Raw genomic sequence first — 17,090 nt, forward strand, 5'->3', positions numbered from 1 at the left:
CGTGAAGATTCATATTGTCCAAAAAGGGGATACATTGTGGAAATTGGCCGAAAAATATGGTGTAGACTTTGAAAAACTGAAGCAGGTGAACACCCATTTAGCCCATCCAGACCAGCTTCTGCCCGGAATGAAAGTGAAAATTCCTGTCGGACCGGTGCAGGCTAAAAAACCAGCCCCGGCTCCAAAACATGTGGTGAAAGAAAAGCCCATAACAGTGCCTGAGCCTGAGGTCAAGCCCAAAGAAGTACCTAAGTCTGAAGTGAAGGTAGAAGTGCCGAAAGAAGTGCCGAAAGAAAAAGATTACGAATTGCTGAAAGCGTTGCTTAAAAAGGCAGCACCCCATGTCTTGAAAAAGTTGTTGCTGGAAGAAAAGCCGGAAGTGATCAATCAAATTAAAATTGAACTGGATATGGCCCATCTTAATCAGATGCAGCAAACCCACTTCAACCCCATGTACCAGATCCAACAGCAGCCCGTCCATATGTACCAGCAGCCAATCCAGATGCCTGTGTATCATCCCCCAGTTAAACCTGAACCCAAACCACCCAAATTTGAACCTAAAAAGCCTGCTGAACCGAAAAAAATACCGGTGGAAGAAGTGAAGCCGAAGGCAAAGGTGAAACCAGTCCCACCGCCGCCTGCTCCTAAACATGAACCATTCTATCCATACCCGGCATACTTCCCTGCGGCTAAACCCATGTACCCCAAATGGCCACACTGTGGTCCGGTCTATCATCCTCCAGGCTGTCATCCCGCTGCCCCTTATTGGATGCTGCCGCAAGCCCCTGGGCATCCCAAGCCATATAGTATGCCGCCTTATGGCGGTCATACGCACGGGACTTATATGCCCCAGGAAATGAATGCTGCCGATGGACAACGGGAGGACTAACTGGGCAGTCAGGCAAGAGAAGCATTTTTTGCTTCTCTTTTTAATATGATGAAATCAAGGAGAGGCTTGGGAGGGTGAAGCATGAACGAATCGGAACTGAAACACTTCAAACAGTCTTTTTATAAGGGATATGGAAAAAGGATTAAAACGCTAGATGTGATTCGCCCTCACCATGTTTATGCGGCTGTTACAGATGCCGATTGTTTTGTGGTCAAGTTTTTCAGGGATGCCAACCTGTTAGGCTGGCAGCACCGCTGTATACAGCAGTTGTTGGACAAGGAAACAAGGGGTGTTGTGCCTTTTCTGCCCAATAAACATCGTTCTGTGATTAACGAATTCGAGGGGCGCATGTACGGTGTGATGCCCTTCATACCGGGTAAATCCATCGATCTCAATCACGCCTCCCATGTGCAAAACAGTCTCAGGTTGCTCGCTTATTTTCACCGGCAAGGCGGGGGAATATTTGGACGCCAACCCGCCGTTCCGGTTCAATCAAAACTCTATGCCGATTGGCACGAACGTTATGTTCAGTTTAAGCACTCATTTCGAGATTTACCGCGGAGGAAAAACCAGGATGGTCTGTTGCAGGTGGTTAGCCGTATGGCAGGTGAAGCCTTGGAGTGGGCGGAACGCACCCTTGATGCGTTTCCGCAAGCTTATATGCTTTATTTAGAAGAAGAGGCCCAATGGGAACGGCAAATCGCCCATCTGGATATTGCCCCGCACAATTTTTTAGTGATTGATGATCGTTATTTTTATGTGATTGATTATGACCGGGTGGCTTACGCCCCTCCCCTTGTGGATGTGGTCCAATTTTTTAACATGGTTTTGCCCTCTGCCAGATGGGAGTATGATGCAGTGAAACAACTGTTATCCCATTACGAACATGTTTTTCCGGTGCCGAAAGAGCAAAAACGCCTGGTTTTCTTGCTTCTTGTTTTTCCCCATGATGTATTCAGAAAGTGGCTTGGTGTTTGGCGCCGGGAGGCCAACTTCCATCCGCAACAGGTGTACCGCTATTTTCAGGAGCTGGAACAAAACTGGGACCGCCGCAGAACATTTGTCCAACGTTGTCTGGCTATGGTAAAATAAAGTAAACCAAAACGAGAATTAAATGAATATGAGACCAAAGGGGTATTATGAATGTTGGACAAGAAAATCGAGTTTACCGTGGACTGGTTAAAAGCGCTGGCCAAAAACGCCGGAGCGACCGGCCTGTTGGTGGGCGTAAGTGGAGGCGTTGATTCTGCTTTAACCGCCTTTTTGATTAAAAAAGCTTTTCCCGATCACTCTTTAGGGGTTATTTTACCCTGTGACAGCAACCCTCAAGACCGTGAAGATGCCTTAACCGTGGTGAAGGCAGCTAAGTTGAAACATGTGGAAATCGACTTGACGCCCACCTTTCGGACATTGTCCCAAACCGTTAAGCAGGAGCTTGAAAACCAAGGTGAATGGAACGGGGAAAAGGAGCGGTTAAGCCTGGCCAATTTGAAAGCGCGGTTGCGCATGAGCACGTTGTATCTTTTGGCCCAGAATTATAACTATTTAGTTGTGGGAACAGATAATGCAGCAGAGTGGCACCTGGGATATTTTACTAAATACGGTGACGGCGGTGTGGACTGTGTGCCCCTGGCCAACTTAACCAAAGGAGAAGTGCGGCGTTGGGCCGCCTATGTTGGGGTTCCGGAACACATTATTAATAAAGCGCCTACTGCCGGGTTGTGGCCGGGGCAAACGGATGAAGAGGAAATGGGGACCACCTATGAGATGGTGGACCGTTACTTAGAGGGCAAGGAAATTCCGGAAAAAGACCGCCAGATGATTGAGCGCCTGCATAAGCGCTCAGCCCATAAGCGGCAGATGCCTCCCAAACCGCCTGTTTTCAAATAGGCAGATCTTTTGGGCAAAGGATCTAACATCATTTCATAAAAAAGGTTAATCTTAACGGGACTAAAAGCACCTCTTGCTCCCCATGATAAAGGGTGAAGGAGGTGCTTTCTAATGAAAAAATTAGCCCTAGGTTTAACCATGGCCTTGACCATTTCAGCAGCTGTTGCCTGCGCGCCAGCCGACGACGATATGAGTTATGAAGGCTACCGTGTTCCTGACCGTCAAGAAGCGAGGCAGGATGTCCGTGGTTTTGATGCCAACCGGCAAGATATGTGGGGCGGTTTTACCCGTAACCGTCAATTTGGCCGCTATGATGATACAGGCCTGAGAGGGTTAAGACAATATCACCGCTATGGTGAGCGCGGCATGTTTGAACGGTATGGTGATCCCCTAGGTCCGCGTGATCGTACCCTTGGCTATGATTGGATGAGGGGAGATCTCAGACTGAGGGATCGTGATGGTGTCACCGACATAGGCGGCCCAACCGGCGTTGGACGGACCGACCGCTTTGCCCATCCTGATTTGCGCTTAGCACAGCGTTTGGCTGACCGTTGTCAAAATATCCAGGGCGTGCGCAATGCTGAAGTCATCGTATATGAAGATGACGTCATTGTTGGCGTGCAGCCTGAACGGGGTCAAAACGAACAGGAGCTTGAGTCCCGCGTTGAGTCGGTTTTAAGGGATCAAGTCAGAGGAAAAGAGATCCATATCATCACGGATCGTGACCAGTTTAACCGGTTGGGTGAAATTAATCGCGCTCTGCGTGATGGACAGCCTATTGGCAACTTTGTCCGCGATCTTGGTGACATGATTCAAGATGTCGGGCGTGCTGTCACCGAACCTTTCAGACGATAACCTCCTTTGTAAGGATGAGTGAGGAGCAGGTGATGTTTACCTGCTCTTTTTTGCGTGTCCCATGAACAACAGCCAGTAAACGAAGGGCAAGCGGTTATAAAGAGAGGGAGAGTTGCAAAAGATGGCTGCACGATTTAAATTATAAGAGAATCTATGGACGACGGAGGGAAGGTTTATGGCTGGACATTCCAAATGGAAAAATATACAGCATCGTAAAGAAAGACAGGATGCAAAACGAGCCAAAATTTTCACCAAAATTTCAAAGGAAATTTATGCTGCGGTGAAAAACGGGGGACCGGACCCCGATCAAAATCCCCGCTTGCGCATGGCATTGCACAAAGCAAAGCAGGCCAACATGCCTAACGATAATATTCAGCGCACGATTAAGAAAGCAACGGGGGACGTTGAAGGGCTTACTTATGAGGAGATTGTTTATGAAGGATATGGTCCCCATGGTGTGGCCATCATGGTTGACGTGTTAACGGACAACCGTAACCGCTCGGCTGCAGAGGTGCGCCATTTGTTCAACAAGCATGGCGGCAACCTGGGTGAAAGCGGGTGTGTGGCCTATTTGTTCGAGCGCAAAGGGCTGATTGTTGTGGATAAAGAAGCGGCTCCCCTTGGAGAAGATGACCTGATGCTTTTGGCGATTGAAGCCGGCGCGGAAGATCTGCGGGTGGAAGACGATGCTTATGAAGTGGTGACAGCACCAGGCGATTATGAAACGGTAAAGCAGGCTTTGGAAACGAAACAAATTCCGCTTGCTGAAACACAGATCACCATGCTGCCGACGACCACTGTCCAACTGAATGATGAGCAAAAAGAGCAGGTCATGAAGTTAATTGACGCCTTGGAAGACAGTGATGATGTGCAAAACGTATATACCAATGTAGACTGGTAGCCAAGTCCGACTGGAGCATGTATACCCCTTGGCCAAGCTGGAGATAATGAGAAAAAACCAGTTGACAAAGGGGTTTTTTTCAATGTCCATCTGGAGAAAACTGAAGAGGTTGTTACGCAGCAGAAAAGGCCTTATTGCTCTTGCCGCCATTCTCCTTTGTTTAACGGTCTATGCAGTCATGTTAACCGGGACTGATGATGAAACCCAGCAAGTGATGTCTAACAACGAAACCCTGGAGGTCATCTCTTATGAACAGCTCTTTTTCGGCTTATCCGAAGAGGGCGTGTTAACCTTGTACCATGGTCCCCCGGAAGAGAACCAGGTTATTGAAACTTTCTTTCACATTGACACAGAGTTGTTAAAATCGGAATTGCCTGAGTCTGAACTACAAAAATTGAAGACAGGCATCCGGGTCTATAACGCAGAGGATTACGAAGCGGTGCTTGCCACCTTTAAACCCTTTGCTGCAGAGTATTAATTCACTCTGTGGCTTTTTTGCTTGGGCAAAATATGGTACAATACTGAAGATGTATGGAATATATGTTCGTCAACGGACATAGAGAACTGATGCAAGCTGTTGATGACTATGCAGGGATATGGGAGGAAACGGATTGATTATCATGGGAATCGACCCGGGGATTGCCATCGTGGGCTATGCGGTTGTCAAAAAAGAGGGCAGGCAGCTTAAAGCGCTGGACTTTGGCACAATTACAACCAAGCCTGACTTAACCACGCCGGCGCGCCTGAAAAAAATCTATGACGGCCTGACCTCCCTATTGGCCGATTTTCAGCCTGAGGTGCTGGTCATCGAGAAGTTGTTTTTTAACCGTAATGTCACCACCGCTTTTACGGTCGGACAGGCCAGAGGGGTGATGCTTTTGGCTGCTGAAGAGGCCGGTGTACCGGTTGAAGAATATACGCCGCTTCAGGTCAAACAAGCGGTGGTCGGCTATGGGGTGGCCGAGAAGAGGCAGGTTCAGGAAATGGTTAAAATGTTGCTGGGGCTCAGCCAGCGTCCCCAACCTGACGATGCAGCTGATGCCTTGGCTGTGGCCATTTGCCATGCCCATTCGGCCCAGTTGAGCGGGCAACTGCTCAAAAAGGGGCTGAAATTATGATCGATTATATTCAAGGCAAGCTGACCCATGTGGATGTTCACTTTATTGTGGTCGAGACAGGGGGAATCGGCTATCAGGTCATCACCGGCAACCCTTTTCAGTATCGCCGGCATGAAGGAGAAGACGTACGCATCTATACCTACCAGTATGTCAGGGAGGATGCGCTTGCCCTGTATGGCTTCAGGACACGCCAGGAACGCACCCTGTTTGAAAAGCTGTTGCAAGTGTCCGGTGTGGGTCCCAAAGCTGCTCTGGCCCTTGTAGCGACGGCCAGCCCGGCACAAATCGCATGGGCCATCCAAAATGAGGATTTGGCCTTTTTAACCAAGTTTCCTGGGATTGGTAAAAAAACAGCCCAGCGGTTGATTGTCGATTTGAAAGATAAAGTGGATGAGTTTGTGACCCGTGAAAATGTGACGGCAGACCACCTCCAGCCAAACCAACACAGCAGGCCTGAACGGGGGCACACAGAACAAAACACAGTGTTGGAGGAAACGCTGGCCGCTTTACAAGCGCTTGGTTATGGAGAAAGTGAGGTCAGACGGATACTTCCTGAACTGAAGCAGCATGCCGAAGCAGGTGAACCCACAGAAGCGGTGATTAAACGCGGCCTGAAATTGCTGATGGACTAACCTCTAGGTGCTAATTTTTTTATGGGAGTTGGGTGGAATGGAGGAGCGGATCATAACCTCCCATATGACCGAACAAGATCAAGAAGTGGAATTTAGTTTACGTCCCCGAAATTTGCAAGAATACATCGGCCAGACCCAAGTGAAGGAAAACCTGAAAGTGTTTATTGAAGCGGCCAAAATGCGCAAAGAGGCTTTGGACCATGTGTTGTTATATGGGCCGCCGGGATTGGGCAAAACAACCCTGTGCCATATTATTGCCAACGAATTGGGCGTCAAACTGTACACCACATCAGGGCCGGCAATTGAGCGGGCTGGTGATTTGGCCGCCATTCTCACCAATTTGGAGCAAGGGGATGTGCTGTTTATTGATGAAATTCACCGTTTGCACCGCAGTGTGGAAGAGATCCTGTACCCGGCCATGGAAGATTATTGCTTGGACATCATGATAGGCAAAGGGCCCAGTGCCCGTTCAGTCAGGCTTGATCTTCCCCCGTTTACCCTGGTGGGGGCGACAACAAGGGCAGGACAGCTCTCCTCTCCGTTGCGCGACCGGTTTGGGGTGGTGAGCCGGCTCCAATATTATTCGGTGGATGAATTGAGCTTGATAATCACCCGTGCCGCTGATCTTTTACAGGTAGAGATCCGCGGCAATGCCGCCCGGGAGATTGCCCGCCGTTCCCGGGGCACTCCCCGTATTGCCAACCGTTTGCTGAAACGGATCCGTGATTTTGCCCAGGTGATGGGTGATGGCGTGATCACCGAAGAGGTGACCCTTAGCGCCTTGGAAAAGTTGCAAGTGGATGCTTATGGTTTAGACCATATTGACCACCAGTATTTACAAGTGATTATCCACCATTTTAAAGGGGGCCCGGTGGGGGTGGAAACTATTGCGGCCATGATTGGGGAAGAAGTGGACACCATAGAAGATGTGTATGAGCCGTATTTGATGCAGATCGGGTTTTTGCAGCGCACCCCCCGGGGACGGATTGTCACGCCCCGTGCTTATGAGCACTTTAATCTGGAGCCCCCTGAACGATGAGCGCAAGATAGGAAGCGCTGGGAAAGGAGTATGCACCATGAGAGTGGATGAATTTGATTTTGAGTTGCCGGAAGAATTAATTGCCCAAAAACCTTTACCGGACCGGGCCAGTTCCCGCTTGCTCCATCTAGACAGGCAAACGGGCGCTATTTTCCATCACCAGTTTACTGATATTGTGCAGCTGTTAACGGCTGGTGATGTGCTGGTCCTCAATGACACCAAGGTGATGCCGGCACGGCTGTTGGGGGTCAAAGAGGAAACGGGGGCCAAGGTGGAAGTTTTGCTGCTCAAGCAGATAGAAGGGGATAGTTGGGAAACATTGGTCAAACCGGCCAAGCGGGTCAAGCCCGGTGTCACCTTGCGTTTTGGTGACGGCAGGTTGCGGGCGGTCTGCACGGGAGTGACTGATGCCGGAGGCCGTTATATCCGCTTTGAGTATCAGGGCATCTTCCAAGAAATTTTGGCTGAACTGGGCCAGATGCCCCTTCCCCCATACATCAAGGAGCAGTTGGATGATCCTGACCGTTACCAAACGGTCTATGCCCGGCATGAGGGGTCAGCGGCCGCTCCCACAGCCGGTTTGCATTTTACTCCTGCTATTTTGCAGGCCTTGGAAGATAAAGGAGTTATCTTGACCTATATTACCCTTCATGTTGGATTGGGCACCTTCCGTCCGGTGCAGGCAGAGCGTGTGGAAGAACACCAGATGCATGCTGAATTTTTTCAGATGCCCCAAGAGACAGCACAGGTACTTAATCAGGCCAAAGCGGAAGGGCGGCGCATCATCGCCGTAGGCACCACTTCCGTGCGCACTTTGGAGACGGTGGTTCGCGCTCAAAACGGACGTTTTGGGGCTTGTTCGGGCTGGACGGATATTTTTATTTATCCCGGTTTCCGTTTTCAAGCCATTGACGGCATGCTGACCAATTTTCACCTGCCTAAATCGACATTGATCATGCTGGTCAGCGCTTTTGCCGGTAAGGAAACCATTATGCAGGCCTATCGGGAAGCCGTTAAACAGCGTTACCGTTTTTTCAGCTTTGGCGATGCAATGCTCATTTTGTAAAGCGTACCACACAGCTCACAGCAAAGTACACCAAGAACAAGTGCACAGTGAAGCAGGAGGTCAAAATGGCTGTCAGATATGAACTGATAAAAACTTGTAAGCAAAGCGGGGCCCGCCTGGGGCGCCTGCATACGCCTCACGGCACTATTGAAACTCCGGTCTTTATGCCGGTTGGGACTCTGGCTACGGTGAAGACGATGAGTCCTGAAGAGCTGAAAGAGATGAATGCCCAGATTATTCTCAGTAACACCTATCACTTGTATCTTCGCCCGGGGGAAGATATTGTCCGTGAAGCGGGCGGCTTGCACGCCTTTATGAATTGGGACCGCCCCATTTTGACTGACAGTGGCGGATTCCAGGTGTTTAGCTTAAGCAAACTGCGGCAGATTGAAGAAGAAGGCGTTCACTTCCGTAACCATATCAGCGGAGAAAAGTTGTTCATCTCTCCAGAAAAAGCCACGCAGATCCAAAACGACCTGGGGGCTGACATTATTATGGCCTTTGATGAGTGTGCGCCGTATCCGGCCGACCGGGACTATGTCAAAGCGTCTCTGGAGCGGACGACCCGCTGGGCTGAGCGCTGCCTGAAGGCCCATCAGCGTCCCCACGATCAGGCCCTGTTCGGGATTGTGCAAGGGGGAATGTATCCGGACTTACGGGCACAGAGTGTCAAAGAGATTACTTCCCTCGGTTTTCCCGGCTATGCTGTGGGCGGTTTAAGCGTCGGGGAACCGAAAGAGGTGATGAATCAGATACTGGAGGAGACGACCCCCCTCTTGCCTGCTGACAAACCCCGGTATCTGATGGGGGTTGGCTCGCCCGATGCCCTGATTGACGGGGTAATCAGGGGGATTGACATGTTTGATTGTGTCTTGCCTACCCGGATAGCCCGCAACGGGACAACCATGACCAGCCAGGGGCGCCTGGTCGTGCGCAACGCCCAGTATGCCCGTGATTTCCGTCCCCTGGACCCGGAATGTGACTGTTACACTTGCCGGAACTACACCCGGGCTTATATCCGCCATCTGATCAAGTGTAATGAAACGTTTGGCTTCCGCCTGACCACTTACCATAACCTTTACTTTTTACTGCGATTGATGGAAAATATAAAAGAGGCGATCAGAAACGATTCCCTGCTTGATTTCAGGGAGCAGTTTTTTGAGAAATACGGGTTCAACCGGCCTGGTGCCCGCCCATTTTAAAAAAAGGCCTCTTGTCCCCTGCCAGCCGTTGTGGAAGACCGGTCTTGTCTGGCCTCTCGAGTTCTTATACAATAGAGAGCATAACGAAACAGATCATTGAAAGGAGTGAGTATGATGCAAGAATTGATGGGCTTTTTGTTGCCACTGGCCTTAATGTTTGCGATTTTTTATTTTCTCTTGATCCGGCCGCAGCAAAAGCGCCAGCGGGAGCGTAATCAGATGCTGGCCAATTTGCAACGGGGAGACAAGGTGATCACCATCGGTGGCTTGCACGGTACCATTGTGGATTTGACTGAAGAAAAAGTGATCCTCAAAGTGGCCGACAATGTGCGTTTGACATTTGAGCGCAGCGCTGTCAATGCGGTGGTCAATGATGACAAGTAAACAGCATACATAAGTAAGTACAAATCCCTCACCTGGGAAGGATCCATAGCAGGTGAGGGTTTTTTGCTGTACGGCCTTTTGGCTTATTTCCTTTGGGGGCTTAAATTCACCCCAATGATGCCTCCCAGCATGGCAATCAACAGAAAGCTGGAATACTGAAGCAAAGTATACACGCTTATTGGGGTCTCGTAGCCTAAATAAGACAGCAGCCAGGACAAGAGAATGAAACCCAGTCCAGTCAGTCCGCCGAAGTACCAGCCTTTCTGCCCGGATTGATAGCCTGCGATCAGGCCGCCGATCAACACGGTCACAAGTGTGGTTGGCATCAAAAACCATTGCAGTGTGGTTTCCGGAAGAGAGGTAAAGTGGAGCACAAGGGAAAAAATCAGGCTGAGGCTCAGCAGGATCACGATAATGGTTAACAAACCTGTCAACACGGGGCGCAGCGAAATATTTTCCATACAGAAAACTCCTTTCTGCAAGTCAGACTTCAGAACACAGGTTTTGGTACAAGATATTCACCTGTCCCACAATTTAGCACGGAAAAATTGAATTCAGAGTGAAAAACTAACGGGTAGAACAGGACGGACGCGAAGTCACGAGGTGTTGGTGGGAGGACTTCTTATGGATTTGGTGGCACTGGTGCTGCGCACCCTTTTTGTCTATTTCTTTATTCTGTTGGTCATGCGTATGATGGGCAAAAGAGAAATCGGCAAATTGTCGATCTTTGACCTGGTGGTATCGATTATGATCGCTGATCTGGCTGTGCTGGCGGTGGAACATTTTGATGTTCCCCTTTTTTTCAGTTTAGTTCCTATCGTGGTTCTGTTTCTGACCCAAATTGGCTTATCTTACATTTCATTGAAATCCAAAACAATCCGTGAAATTGTGGACGGTAAACCTTCCGTGCTGATAGAAAATGGGCAAATCCGGGAGGAAGAGATGAAAAAACAGCGGTATAACCTGAATGACTTGCTCATGCAACTGCGTGAAAAAAATATTTATTCCTTAAGCCAGGTGGAGTTTGCCATCCTTGAGCCTACAGGCAAACTCACGGTCATTCCGCGGGAAGAGGAAAAACAAGTGACAAAAAAGGATCTGAATTTGCCTGTGCGCAAAGTGGAGCGGCCTGTCATTTTAATTGAAGACGGGGAAGTCAATGAAGACAACCTGAACAAAATTGGACGCAATGTGCTGTGGTTAAAACAACAAGTTAAAAAGCGAACCGGTATCTCCCGCCTTAAAGATGTTTCCTTCTGCAGCCTGGATACGGATGGTGTCTTGTATATCGACTTGAAAGATCAACGCAGAAAGTAAGCCTTGTTCAACGTCTGGGAAAAATAGGCGCAATATGTTTGCCAATGATGGGTATGCGCTCCATATCTTGCCGGCCCACCATTTTTAAAGCGATCAGGGAAAGAAAATAAAGCCAGCCAGCGAATAATAAGGTAAGCACTAACGCCCACAGCAAGGACAGGCCCAGCTCCCTTTGCAGCCAGTCAAAACCGTACACGCCTCCCGCAGCCATCATCGCCATGGCCAGGCCTGTTTTAACGATATCTTGCACATGAATGGAAAAACCCTTCATCACTTTCACAATGGAGAAGAAATGAAGCAAGGTGACCAGACACACGTTGATATTAATGGCCAGAGCTGCTCCGTAAATCCCCAGGCTGGGACGGGAGGCCAGAAAGACAATGGCGATCATTTTAATCATAGCGCCATATAAGGTATTCATCATGGCTGTTTTAGCCAAATCCAATCCTTGCAAGGCAGCTTGCAGAGGACCTTGAAAATACAACAGCAGAAAGAAGGGGGCCAACAGCTGCAAAAATTTTGCTGCCTCCGGGGTGTCATAGATCACGGTCGTTAACGGTCCGGCAAAAAAGAACATGATCACCGTGCTGGGGGCCCCGCAAATCAAGGCAATGCGCAGGGCTTGGTACAGACGGCGGTGAATCAGGGCGTAATTATGCCTTGCCCGGGCCTCGCTGATGGCAGGAACCAGCGAAACAGACAGCGAATATGTGATAAACATGGGTAACATGACTAATGGAATGGCATAGCCGGACAGCAATCCATACTGTGCTGTGGCGACGGAAGTGGCCACTCCCGCTATTGCCAGGCTTTGGGCCACAAGGATTGGCTCAAATGTCCAGGACAAGGAACCAATCAATCCGCTGCCTGTAGCCGGTAAGCCGATGCGCAACAAATCTTGCAAAGTTTCTTTCCCTTTTTGCAATTGGGCAAAAAATCCGGTGCGGATTCTGAATTCTTTTTTTCTTTTACTATATTTAAAAGTGGTTAACAGGTAGATGAGGGCAGCAGCTTCGCCGATGACCACACTTATCATGGCTCCTGCTGCCGCAAATTCAAGCCCGTAAGGCAAAAGCATCGTGGACAGCAAGACAACCAGACTGATGCGCACCACCTGTTCAATCACCTGGGCGTAGGCCGAAGGGCGCATGTTTTGTCTGCCTTGAAAATACCCTTTTATCACAGAGGAGATGGCCACAATGGGGATGATGGGTGTAATCGCAATCAGTGGCCAGTACGCCCGTTCGTCTGTCAAAAACCAGGATGAGATCATTTTGGCCCCCAGAATGGTGAGCACCGTAAAGATGACGCTTAAGATGGCGGTGATGGCCAGAGAAACAACGAGAATGCGTTTGATGCGGAGGCGATCCCCTTGTGCTTCCGCTTCAGCCACCAGTTTAGAGATGGCTACGGGCAGCCCCAACCTGGTCAGTGTAATGACCAAAATTAAAATGGGAACGGCCATCATATATAAGCCGACACCTTCAGGCCCTAATATACGGGCCATCACAATTCTGTTGACAAACCCTAATAGTTTAGTAACAAAACCTGCCAGGATGAGAATGATTGCACCTTGAATAAAACTTTGTTTGCCCATTCCTCTGGTCCCTTCTTTCAAAAAAACTCTTGTCCTTTTTTAAAACTATCTATATGCTAGAAGGGACTGAGAGCATGACCAAAAGTAAGAAAAGGGGTTTAGCATGAGCGAACTGAAGGACCAACTCATCTCTTTTATCACCAATGCACTTGATGCCTTGCCAGCGGAAATCATTGTGATTGTGATCAGCAGCTTTCCCATTTTGGAATTAAGAGCCGGGCTGCCCGTTGCCTTGGCCAACGGGATGTCTTTTTGGAAGGGATACTGGCTCAGTGTGGTGGGCAATATGCTGCCGGTGATTCCGCTCTTGCTTTTATTTCGCCCCTTAAGCGAGATCCTGATGCGGTTTCGCTGGTATGCCCGCTTTTATCACTGGCTGTACAGGCGCACCATGCACAAAAGTGAAAAGGTAGAGCGTTACGGGGCGTTGGGATTAATCTTGTTTACCGCTGTTCCCTTGCCCACAACCGGAGCATGGACCGCCTGTGTGGCTGCCAGTTTGTTTAATATCCGGTTCAGTTACGCTTTCAGTGCCATTTTGGCCGGTGTCTTGATGGCCGGCCTCTTAGTCGGTGCAGCCTACGGAATTGTGACGTTTCCCTTTTAAATCATTTTTATCTATGGGAGGGATGGCGGATGGACAAGGCTTCCTTGCTGAAAGAAAAGCTGGAGGAGGTTCTGCAAAGCAAAGTGGATGAGTTCCATCTGTTGGGGTATGCCGGGGTGACCAAGGATGAGATTTGGGATTGTGTCACTTCCCATTACAAAGGGGAGTGGCCCCCTCTCTACCGTTTGGTGAATGACATCTATACTCTCAAAGCGACCGACTTGATGAACTGGCTGACAATGGGTGCCTATCGCGGAAGCATTGACTTTGGAAAAAATAGTCTTTTATAATGAAACTATTGGACAAGAAGGAGGCACTCAGATTAATGAGATGGAGCATGATCGTCATCTTCCTGGCCATCATTATCGGCGGCTTCACGTTTATGGCCTTCAGCGTGGACAGTGTCATCAGCAACATCACCCTTGGCCTTGATTTACAAGGTGGATTTGAAATTTTGTACAAGGTTGTACCCGTAAACGAAGAACAGCAGGTCACCCAGTCCCTGTTACATGATACATATACCGCCTTATACCGCCGGGTTGATGCCATGGGTGTCAGCGAGCCCGACCTGCGGGTGGAAGGGGAAGACCGCATCCGCGTCCGCCTGGCGGGAGTGCATGATCCAGAGGAGGCCCGGCGCTTTTTGTCCACAGAGGCACGTCTTTCCTTTCGCAACACGGAGGATGAGTTTCTGTTCGGGGGAGAACACTTGAAGGAAGGGTCTGCCCGGGCGGTGTTTGACGAGTATAACCGGCCTATCGTCATGTTGGAATTTAAGGACCCAGACCTCATCCGCCAGATTACGTCTGAATATCTGCATGATATTATTGTGATTTGGCTCGACTTTGATGAAGAAACCGATTCCTTTCGGGAAGAAATGTTAAAAGAGGACCCTAAATTTTTGTCAGCACCTGAAGTGAAGAGTGTGTTAAGCACTGAAGCAAGCATCACAGGATTCCAAAGTTATGAAGAAGCAGAAGAGCTGGCCAGCCTACTGAATGCTGGCGCTTTGCCTGTTCAGCTGGAGGAGCTGACGGCGCGCAGCGTCAGTCCCACCCTTGGGGAGCGGGCCCTGGACTTGACGGTAAGGGCGGGGATGATTGGCGGGGCCCTGATCGCCCTGTACATGCTCCTTTACTACCGTTTGCCCGGTCTGGTGGCTGCATTGGCCCTGTTCTTTTATGTGTATTTCATCCTGGTTGTCTTCAACTGGATGAATGCGGTGCTAACCTTGCCTGGCATTGCGGCTCTTGTACTCGGGATCGGCATGGCGGTAGACGCCAATATTATTACCAATGAACGGATTAAGGAAGAGATCCGCTCCGGCAAAACGATGATGTCCTCCTTCCGGGCGGGTTCCAAACGGTCGCTCCGCACCATTATGGACGCCAATATTACCACCATCATTGCTGCAGGGGTTCTATTTTACTTCGGGGACTTTGCCATTCAGGGCTTTGCCCTGATGCTTATTGTCAGTATTGTGCTCAGCCTGGTGACCGCTGTTTTGGGGTCGCGCCTGTTGCTTGGCCTCTTGGTGGCCAGCCGGGCCTTTGACAACAAGCCCCGCTGGTTCGGTGTGAAGGAGAGTGAGATCAGTGAACTTTAATTTTGATCCAGAATCCAGCCGGTTTCAATTTGTCAAGCACCGGTATAAATATTTCCTCGTCTCAGCTGTCTTAATCGGTCTGGGGCTTGTCATCATTGCTGTGCTGGGTCTTAATCTGGGCGTGGATTTTGAAAGTGGTTCCACTTTGGAAATATTAATTCAGGGTCAGCCTTTTACCACTGAAGATGTGCAGGCGGTCTTTGCCGAACTTGGGCTGGAGCCTGGTGACATCCGCCTGATCGGCAACAATAATGAGATAGCCGAAGTGCGTTTTATCGGCACCTTGGACCAAGAGGAAATTAATCGGGTGCGCGAAGCCTTTGCCGAGCGGTTTGGTGAGATTGATATCAACGAATCGACCGTTTCGCCCCTGGTCGCCCGGGAACTGGCCAATCAAGCGGTATACGGGATCCTGCTGGCTTCCCTAGCGGTGATCATTTACGTGGCCATCCGCTTTGAATACCGCTTTGGGATCGCGGCCATCATCGCCCTGTTTCATGACGCCCTGTTCATTGTGGCTGTGTTTGCCCTGTTGCGTCTGGAAGTGGATCTGACGTTTATTGCTGCAGTGTTAACCATTGTGGGTTATTCGATCAACGATACCATCGTTATCTTTGACCGTTTGCGGGAAAACATGAAGTTTGCCAAGCTGAAAAGGGTAGAAGACTTGGAACAACTGGTCAACCGCAGCATCGTGGAAAATCTGCCCCGCACCTTAAACACATCGATCACTGTGGTTTTTGCAGCCTTGGCCCTGTATCTGTTGGGGGGAGAGGGGATTCGTAACTTTTCCTTTGCCCTGTTGATTGGCTTATTAGCCGGAACGTATTCTTCCATCTTTATTGCCGCCCAATTGTGGTTTGAATGGAAAAAACGGGAGCTTAAAAAAAAGATGTTCCAACCCCAGAATGCCTGAACCAGCCGTGGAGTTCTTCCACGGTTTTTGTTTGTTAAGGGCTAAAATGTTGGCAACGGGCAAAAAATAGAGAGAGAAAGAAGGGAGATTCACATGACAACCAAGCAACGTTTTCAGCAAGCGGAGTTTGCTGCCTGGGTGGGCATTGTCGGCAACCTGTTTTTGGCTGTGCTTAAAGCCATAGTGGGAACGGTCGGCAACAGCCGGGCGCTGGTGGCAGATGCCGTCCATTCCGCTTCTGATGTGATCGGCTCTGTGGCGGTGTTAATCGGGTTGAAGGCGGCCAAACTGCCGCCTGATTCGGACCATCCGTATGGGCATGGCAAGGCAGAGTCCATTGCGGCTATTATTGTGGCGGTTATCTTGTTCCTGGCCGGGTTGCAAATCGGTTACAGTTCGTTTCAGGCCTTGTTTGCACCGGCTGTCACACCCAGTGTGCTCGCTGTGTTTGTCGCCCTGTTTTCGATTGTGATGAAGGAGCTCATGTTTCAGTATAAATTCAGGCTGGGAAAAAAATTGAACAGCGATGCCCTGATTACCAATGCTTGGGAGCACCGTTCAGACGTGTTATCTTCCGTGGCTGCTTTAATCGGCATCGGCGGGGCTGTGCTAGGTGGCTATCTTGGCCTACCGTGGCTGGTCTACCTTGATCCGCTGGCTGGCATTCTGGTCTCCTTGCTGGTTATGAGAGTCGCCTGGAAGCTGGGCAGAGAGTCCATTCACAATACGCTGGACCATGTCCTGCATGAGGAAGATGCCCTAAAGTTGCGTAAAACCGTGGAATCGGTAAACGGTGTGATACGGGTCGATGAGTTATATGCCCGGGAGCATGGCCATTATGTGATTGTTGACGTAAAGATTGCAGTAGACCCGGACCTTACAGTGGAAGAGGGGCATCAGATCGGCAAGCAGGTCAAAGACAAACTGATGAAAGATCATGAGCATGTGCAGGACGTGCTCGTGCATGTCAATCCCTACCGGGAAAAACCGGCTTTCTCATCCTCTTTCCCAAAAAAGCCGTAAGCACATTGCCACTCCTGTTCCCTTCCATTATAATGAATGGGGATTAAA

Annotated in this window: 20 protein-coding genes; 18 read left to right on the forward strand and 2 right to left on the reverse strand. The window is 49.7% G+C overall.

What is annotated here, in order from left to right; all coding sequences use genetic code 11:
• Window position 1 precedes the first annotated feature (1 nt).
• The 12 genes from safA (at window position 2) to yajC (ending at window position 9,976) form a co-directional block, all read left to right on the forward strand.
• Window positions 2-889, forward strand: a complete 888-nt coding sequence (gene safA, locus IEW48_RS03225; protein WP_188622553.1) for a SafA/ExsA family spore coat assembly protein — start codon at window positions 2-4, stop codon at window positions 887-889.
• Between the two features lie 81 nt (window positions 890-970).
• The gene (locus IEW48_RS03230) at window positions 971-1,981 is read left to right on the forward strand and encodes a phosphotransferase (RefSeq protein ID WP_188622554.1); all 1,011 of its coding nucleotides are present in this window, start codon (window positions 971-973) and stop codon (window positions 1,979-1,981) included.
• Window positions 1,982-2,035: 54 nt separating this feature from the next.
• Window positions 2,036-2,779, forward strand: a complete 744-nt coding sequence (gene nadE, locus IEW48_RS03235; protein ID WP_188622601.1) for an NAD(+) synthase — start codon at window positions 2,036-2,038, stop codon at window positions 2,777-2,779.
• Window positions 2,780-2,890: 111 nt separating this feature from the next.
• Window positions 2,891-3,634, forward strand: coding sequence for a YhcN/YlaJ family sporulation lipoprotein (locus IEW48_RS03240; RefSeq protein ID WP_188622555.1), 744 nt, complete (start codon window positions 2,891-2,893; stop codon window positions 3,632-3,634).
• A 175-nt stretch (window positions 3,635-3,809) separates the two neighbouring features.
• The gene (locus IEW48_RS03245) at window positions 3,810-4,535 is read left to right on the forward strand and encodes a YebC/PmpR family DNA-binding transcriptional regulator (protein ID WP_188622556.1); all 726 of its coding nucleotides are present in this window, start codon (window positions 3,810-3,812) and stop codon (window positions 4,533-4,535) included.
• 82 nt (window positions 4,536-4,617) lie between these two features.
• Window positions 4,618-5,013: a BofC C-terminal domain-containing protein gene (locus tag IEW48_RS03250; protein ID WP_188622557.1), complete on the forward strand. Its 396-nt coding sequence runs from the start codon at window positions 4,618-4,620 to the stop codon at window positions 5,011-5,013.
• Window positions 5,014-5,146: 133 nt separating this feature from the next.
• The gene (gene ruvC / locus IEW48_RS03255) at window positions 5,147-5,653 is read left to right on the forward strand and encodes a crossover junction endodeoxyribonuclease RuvC (RefSeq protein WP_007506352.1); all 507 of its coding nucleotides are present in this window, start codon (window positions 5,147-5,149) and stop codon (window positions 5,651-5,653) included.
• A complete protein-coding gene (gene ruvA, locus IEW48_RS03260) occupies window positions 5,650-6,285 on the forward strand; it encodes a Holliday junction branch migration protein RuvA (RefSeq protein WP_188622558.1) in 636 nt (211 codons plus the stop codon). The genes ruvC and ruvA overlap by 4 nt, the downstream gene beginning before the upstream one ends.
• A 37-nt stretch (window positions 6,286-6,322) precedes the next feature.
• Window positions 6,323-7,324, forward strand: coding sequence for a Holliday junction branch migration DNA helicase RuvB (gene ruvB / locus IEW48_RS03265; protein ID WP_188622559.1), 1,002 nt, complete (start codon window positions 6,323-6,325; stop codon window positions 7,322-7,324).
• A gap of 37 nt (window positions 7,325-7,361) precedes the next feature.
• Window positions 7,362-8,390, forward strand: coding sequence for a tRNA preQ1(34) S-adenosylmethionine ribosyltransferase-isomerase QueA (queA, locus tag IEW48_RS03270; RefSeq protein ID WP_007506355.1), 1,029 nt, complete (start codon window positions 7,362-7,364; stop codon window positions 8,388-8,390).
• A gap of 65 nt (window positions 8,391-8,455) precedes the next feature.
• Window positions 8,456-9,592 (forward strand): tRNA guanosine(34) transglycosylase Tgt, encoded by a 1,137-nt coding sequence (gene tgt, locus IEW48_RS03275; RefSeq protein WP_188622560.1) that lies wholly within the window; start codon window positions 8,456-8,458, stop codon window positions 9,590-9,592.
• A gap of 114 nt (window positions 9,593-9,706) precedes the next feature.
• The gene (gene yajC, locus IEW48_RS03280) at window positions 9,707-9,976 is read left to right on the forward strand and encodes a preprotein translocase subunit YajC (RefSeq protein ID WP_188622561.1); all 270 of its coding nucleotides are present in this window, start codon (window positions 9,707-9,709) and stop codon (window positions 9,974-9,976) included.
• An 83-nt stretch (window positions 9,977-10,059) separates the two neighbouring features.
• Here the strand turns inward: yajC and IEW48_RS03285 are convergent, their stop codons facing one another.
• A complete protein-coding gene (locus IEW48_RS03285) occupies window positions 10,060-10,437 on the reverse strand; it encodes a TIGR04086 family membrane protein (RefSeq protein WP_188622562.1) in 378 nt (125 codons plus the stop codon).
• 163 nt (window positions 10,438-10,600) lie between these two features.
• On the opposite strand from IEW48_RS03285, the gene IEW48_RS03290 reads away from it, so the two are divergent.
• The gene (locus tag IEW48_RS03290) at window positions 10,601-11,293 is read left to right on the forward strand and encodes a DUF421 domain-containing protein (protein WP_188622563.1); all 693 of its coding nucleotides are present in this window, start codon (window positions 10,601-10,603) and stop codon (window positions 11,291-11,293) included.
• Window positions 11,294-11,300: 7 nt separating this feature from the next.
• Here the strand turns inward: IEW48_RS03290 and spoVB are convergent, their stop codons facing one another.
• The gene (spoVB, locus tag IEW48_RS03295; RefSeq protein ID WP_188622564.1) at window positions 11,301-12,890 is read right to left on the reverse strand and encodes a stage V sporulation protein B; all 1,590 of its coding nucleotides are present in this window, start codon (window positions 12,888-12,890) and stop codon (window positions 11,301-11,303) included.
• Window positions 12,891-12,993: 103 nt separating this feature from the next.
• Here spoVB and IEW48_RS03300 point away from each other — a divergent pair, with 103 nt between their 5' ends.
• From IEW48_RS03300 to IEW48_RS03320, 5 genes are all read left to right on the forward strand, one after another.
• Entirely contained in the window at window positions 12,994-13,497 is a 504-nt protein-coding gene (locus tag IEW48_RS03300; RefSeq protein ID WP_007506362.1) for a COG2426 family protein, read from the forward strand.
• 29 nt (window positions 13,498-13,526) lie between these two features.
• Window positions 13,527-13,787, forward strand: coding sequence for a post-transcriptional regulator (locus tag IEW48_RS03305; protein WP_007506363.1), 261 nt, complete (start codon window positions 13,527-13,529; stop codon window positions 13,785-13,787).
• 35 nt (window positions 13,788-13,822) lie between these two features.
• Window positions 13,823-15,103, forward strand: coding sequence for a protein translocase subunit SecD (gene secD, locus IEW48_RS03310; protein WP_188622565.1), 1,281 nt, complete (start codon window positions 13,823-13,825; stop codon window positions 15,101-15,103).
• On the forward strand, window positions 15,093-16,019 hold the full coding sequence (secF, locus tag IEW48_RS03315) for a protein translocase subunit SecF (protein ID WP_007506365.1): 927 nt from the start codon (window positions 15,093-15,095) through the stop codon (window positions 16,017-16,019). The genes secD and secF overlap by 11 nt, the downstream gene beginning before the upstream one ends.
• Window positions 16,020-16,112: 93 nt before the next feature.
• Window positions 16,113-17,042 (forward strand): cation diffusion facilitator family transporter, encoded by a 930-nt coding sequence (locus tag IEW48_RS03320; RefSeq protein WP_007506366.1) that lies wholly within the window; start codon window positions 16,113-16,115, stop codon window positions 17,040-17,042.
• Window positions 17,043-17,090 lie beyond the last annotated feature (48 nt).

It is taken from the genome of Caldalkalibacillus thermarum (assembly GCF_014644735.1).
Taxonomy (GTDB): domain Bacteria; phylum Bacillota; class Bacilli; order Caldalkalibacillales; family Caldalkalibacillaceae; genus Caldalkalibacillus; species Caldalkalibacillus thermarum.

Coding starts and splice junctions, on each gene's coding strand:
- IEW48_RS03230 (WP_188622554.1), top strand. CDS start 971: ATGAACGAATCGGAACTGAAACACTTCAAACAGTCTTTTTATAAGGGA.
- IEW48_RS03240 (WP_188622555.1), top strand. CDS start 2,891: ATGAAAAAATTAGCCCTAGGTTTAACCATGGCCTTGACCATTTCAGCA.
- IEW48_RS03245 (WP_188622556.1), top strand. CDS start 3,810: ATGGCTGGACATTCCAAATGGAAAAATATACAGCATCGTAAAGAAAGA.
- IEW48_RS03250 (WP_188622557.1), top strand. CDS start 4,618: ATGTCCATCTGGAGAAAACTGAAGAGGTTGTTACGCAGCAGAAAAGGC.
- ruvA (WP_188622558.1), top strand. CDS start 5,650: ATGATCGATTATATTCAAGGCAAGCTGACCCATGTGGATGTTCACTTT.
- ruvB (WP_188622559.1), top strand. CDS start 6,323: ATGGAGGAGCGGATCATAACCTCCCATATGACCGAACAAGATCAAGAA.
- queA (WP_007506355.1), top strand. CDS start 7,362: ATGAGAGTGGATGAATTTGATTTTGAGTTGCCGGAAGAATTAATTGCC.
- tgt (WP_188622560.1), top strand. CDS start 8,456: ATGGCTGTCAGATATGAACTGATAAAAACTTGTAAGCAAAGCGGGGCC.
- yajC (WP_188622561.1), top strand. CDS start 9,707: ATGCAAGAATTGATGGGCTTTTTGTTGCCACTGGCCTTAATGTTTGCG.
- IEW48_RS03285 (WP_188622562.1), bottom strand. CDS start 10,437: ATGGAAAATATTTCGCTGCGCCCCGTGTTGACAGGTTTGTTAACCATT.
- IEW48_RS03290 (WP_188622563.1), top strand. CDS start 10,601: ATGGATTTGGTGGCACTGGTGCTGCGCACCCTTTTTGTCTATTTCTTT.
- spoVB (WP_188622564.1), bottom strand. CDS start 12,890: ATGGGCAAACAAAGTTTTATTCAAGGTGCAATCATTCTCATCCTGGCA.
- IEW48_RS03300 (WP_007506362.1), top strand. CDS start 12,994: ATGAGCGAACTGAAGGACCAACTCATCTCTTTTATCACCAATGCACTT.
- IEW48_RS03305 (WP_007506363.1), top strand. CDS start 13,527: ATGGACAAGGCTTCCTTGCTGAAAGAAAAGCTGGAGGAGGTTCTGCAA.
- secD (WP_188622565.1), top strand. CDS start 13,823: ATGAGATGGAGCATGATCGTCATCTTCCTGGCCATCATTATCGGCGGC.
- IEW48_RS03320 (WP_007506366.1), top strand. CDS start 16,113: ATGACAACCAAGCAACGTTTTCAGCAAGCGGAGTTTGCTGCCTGGGTG.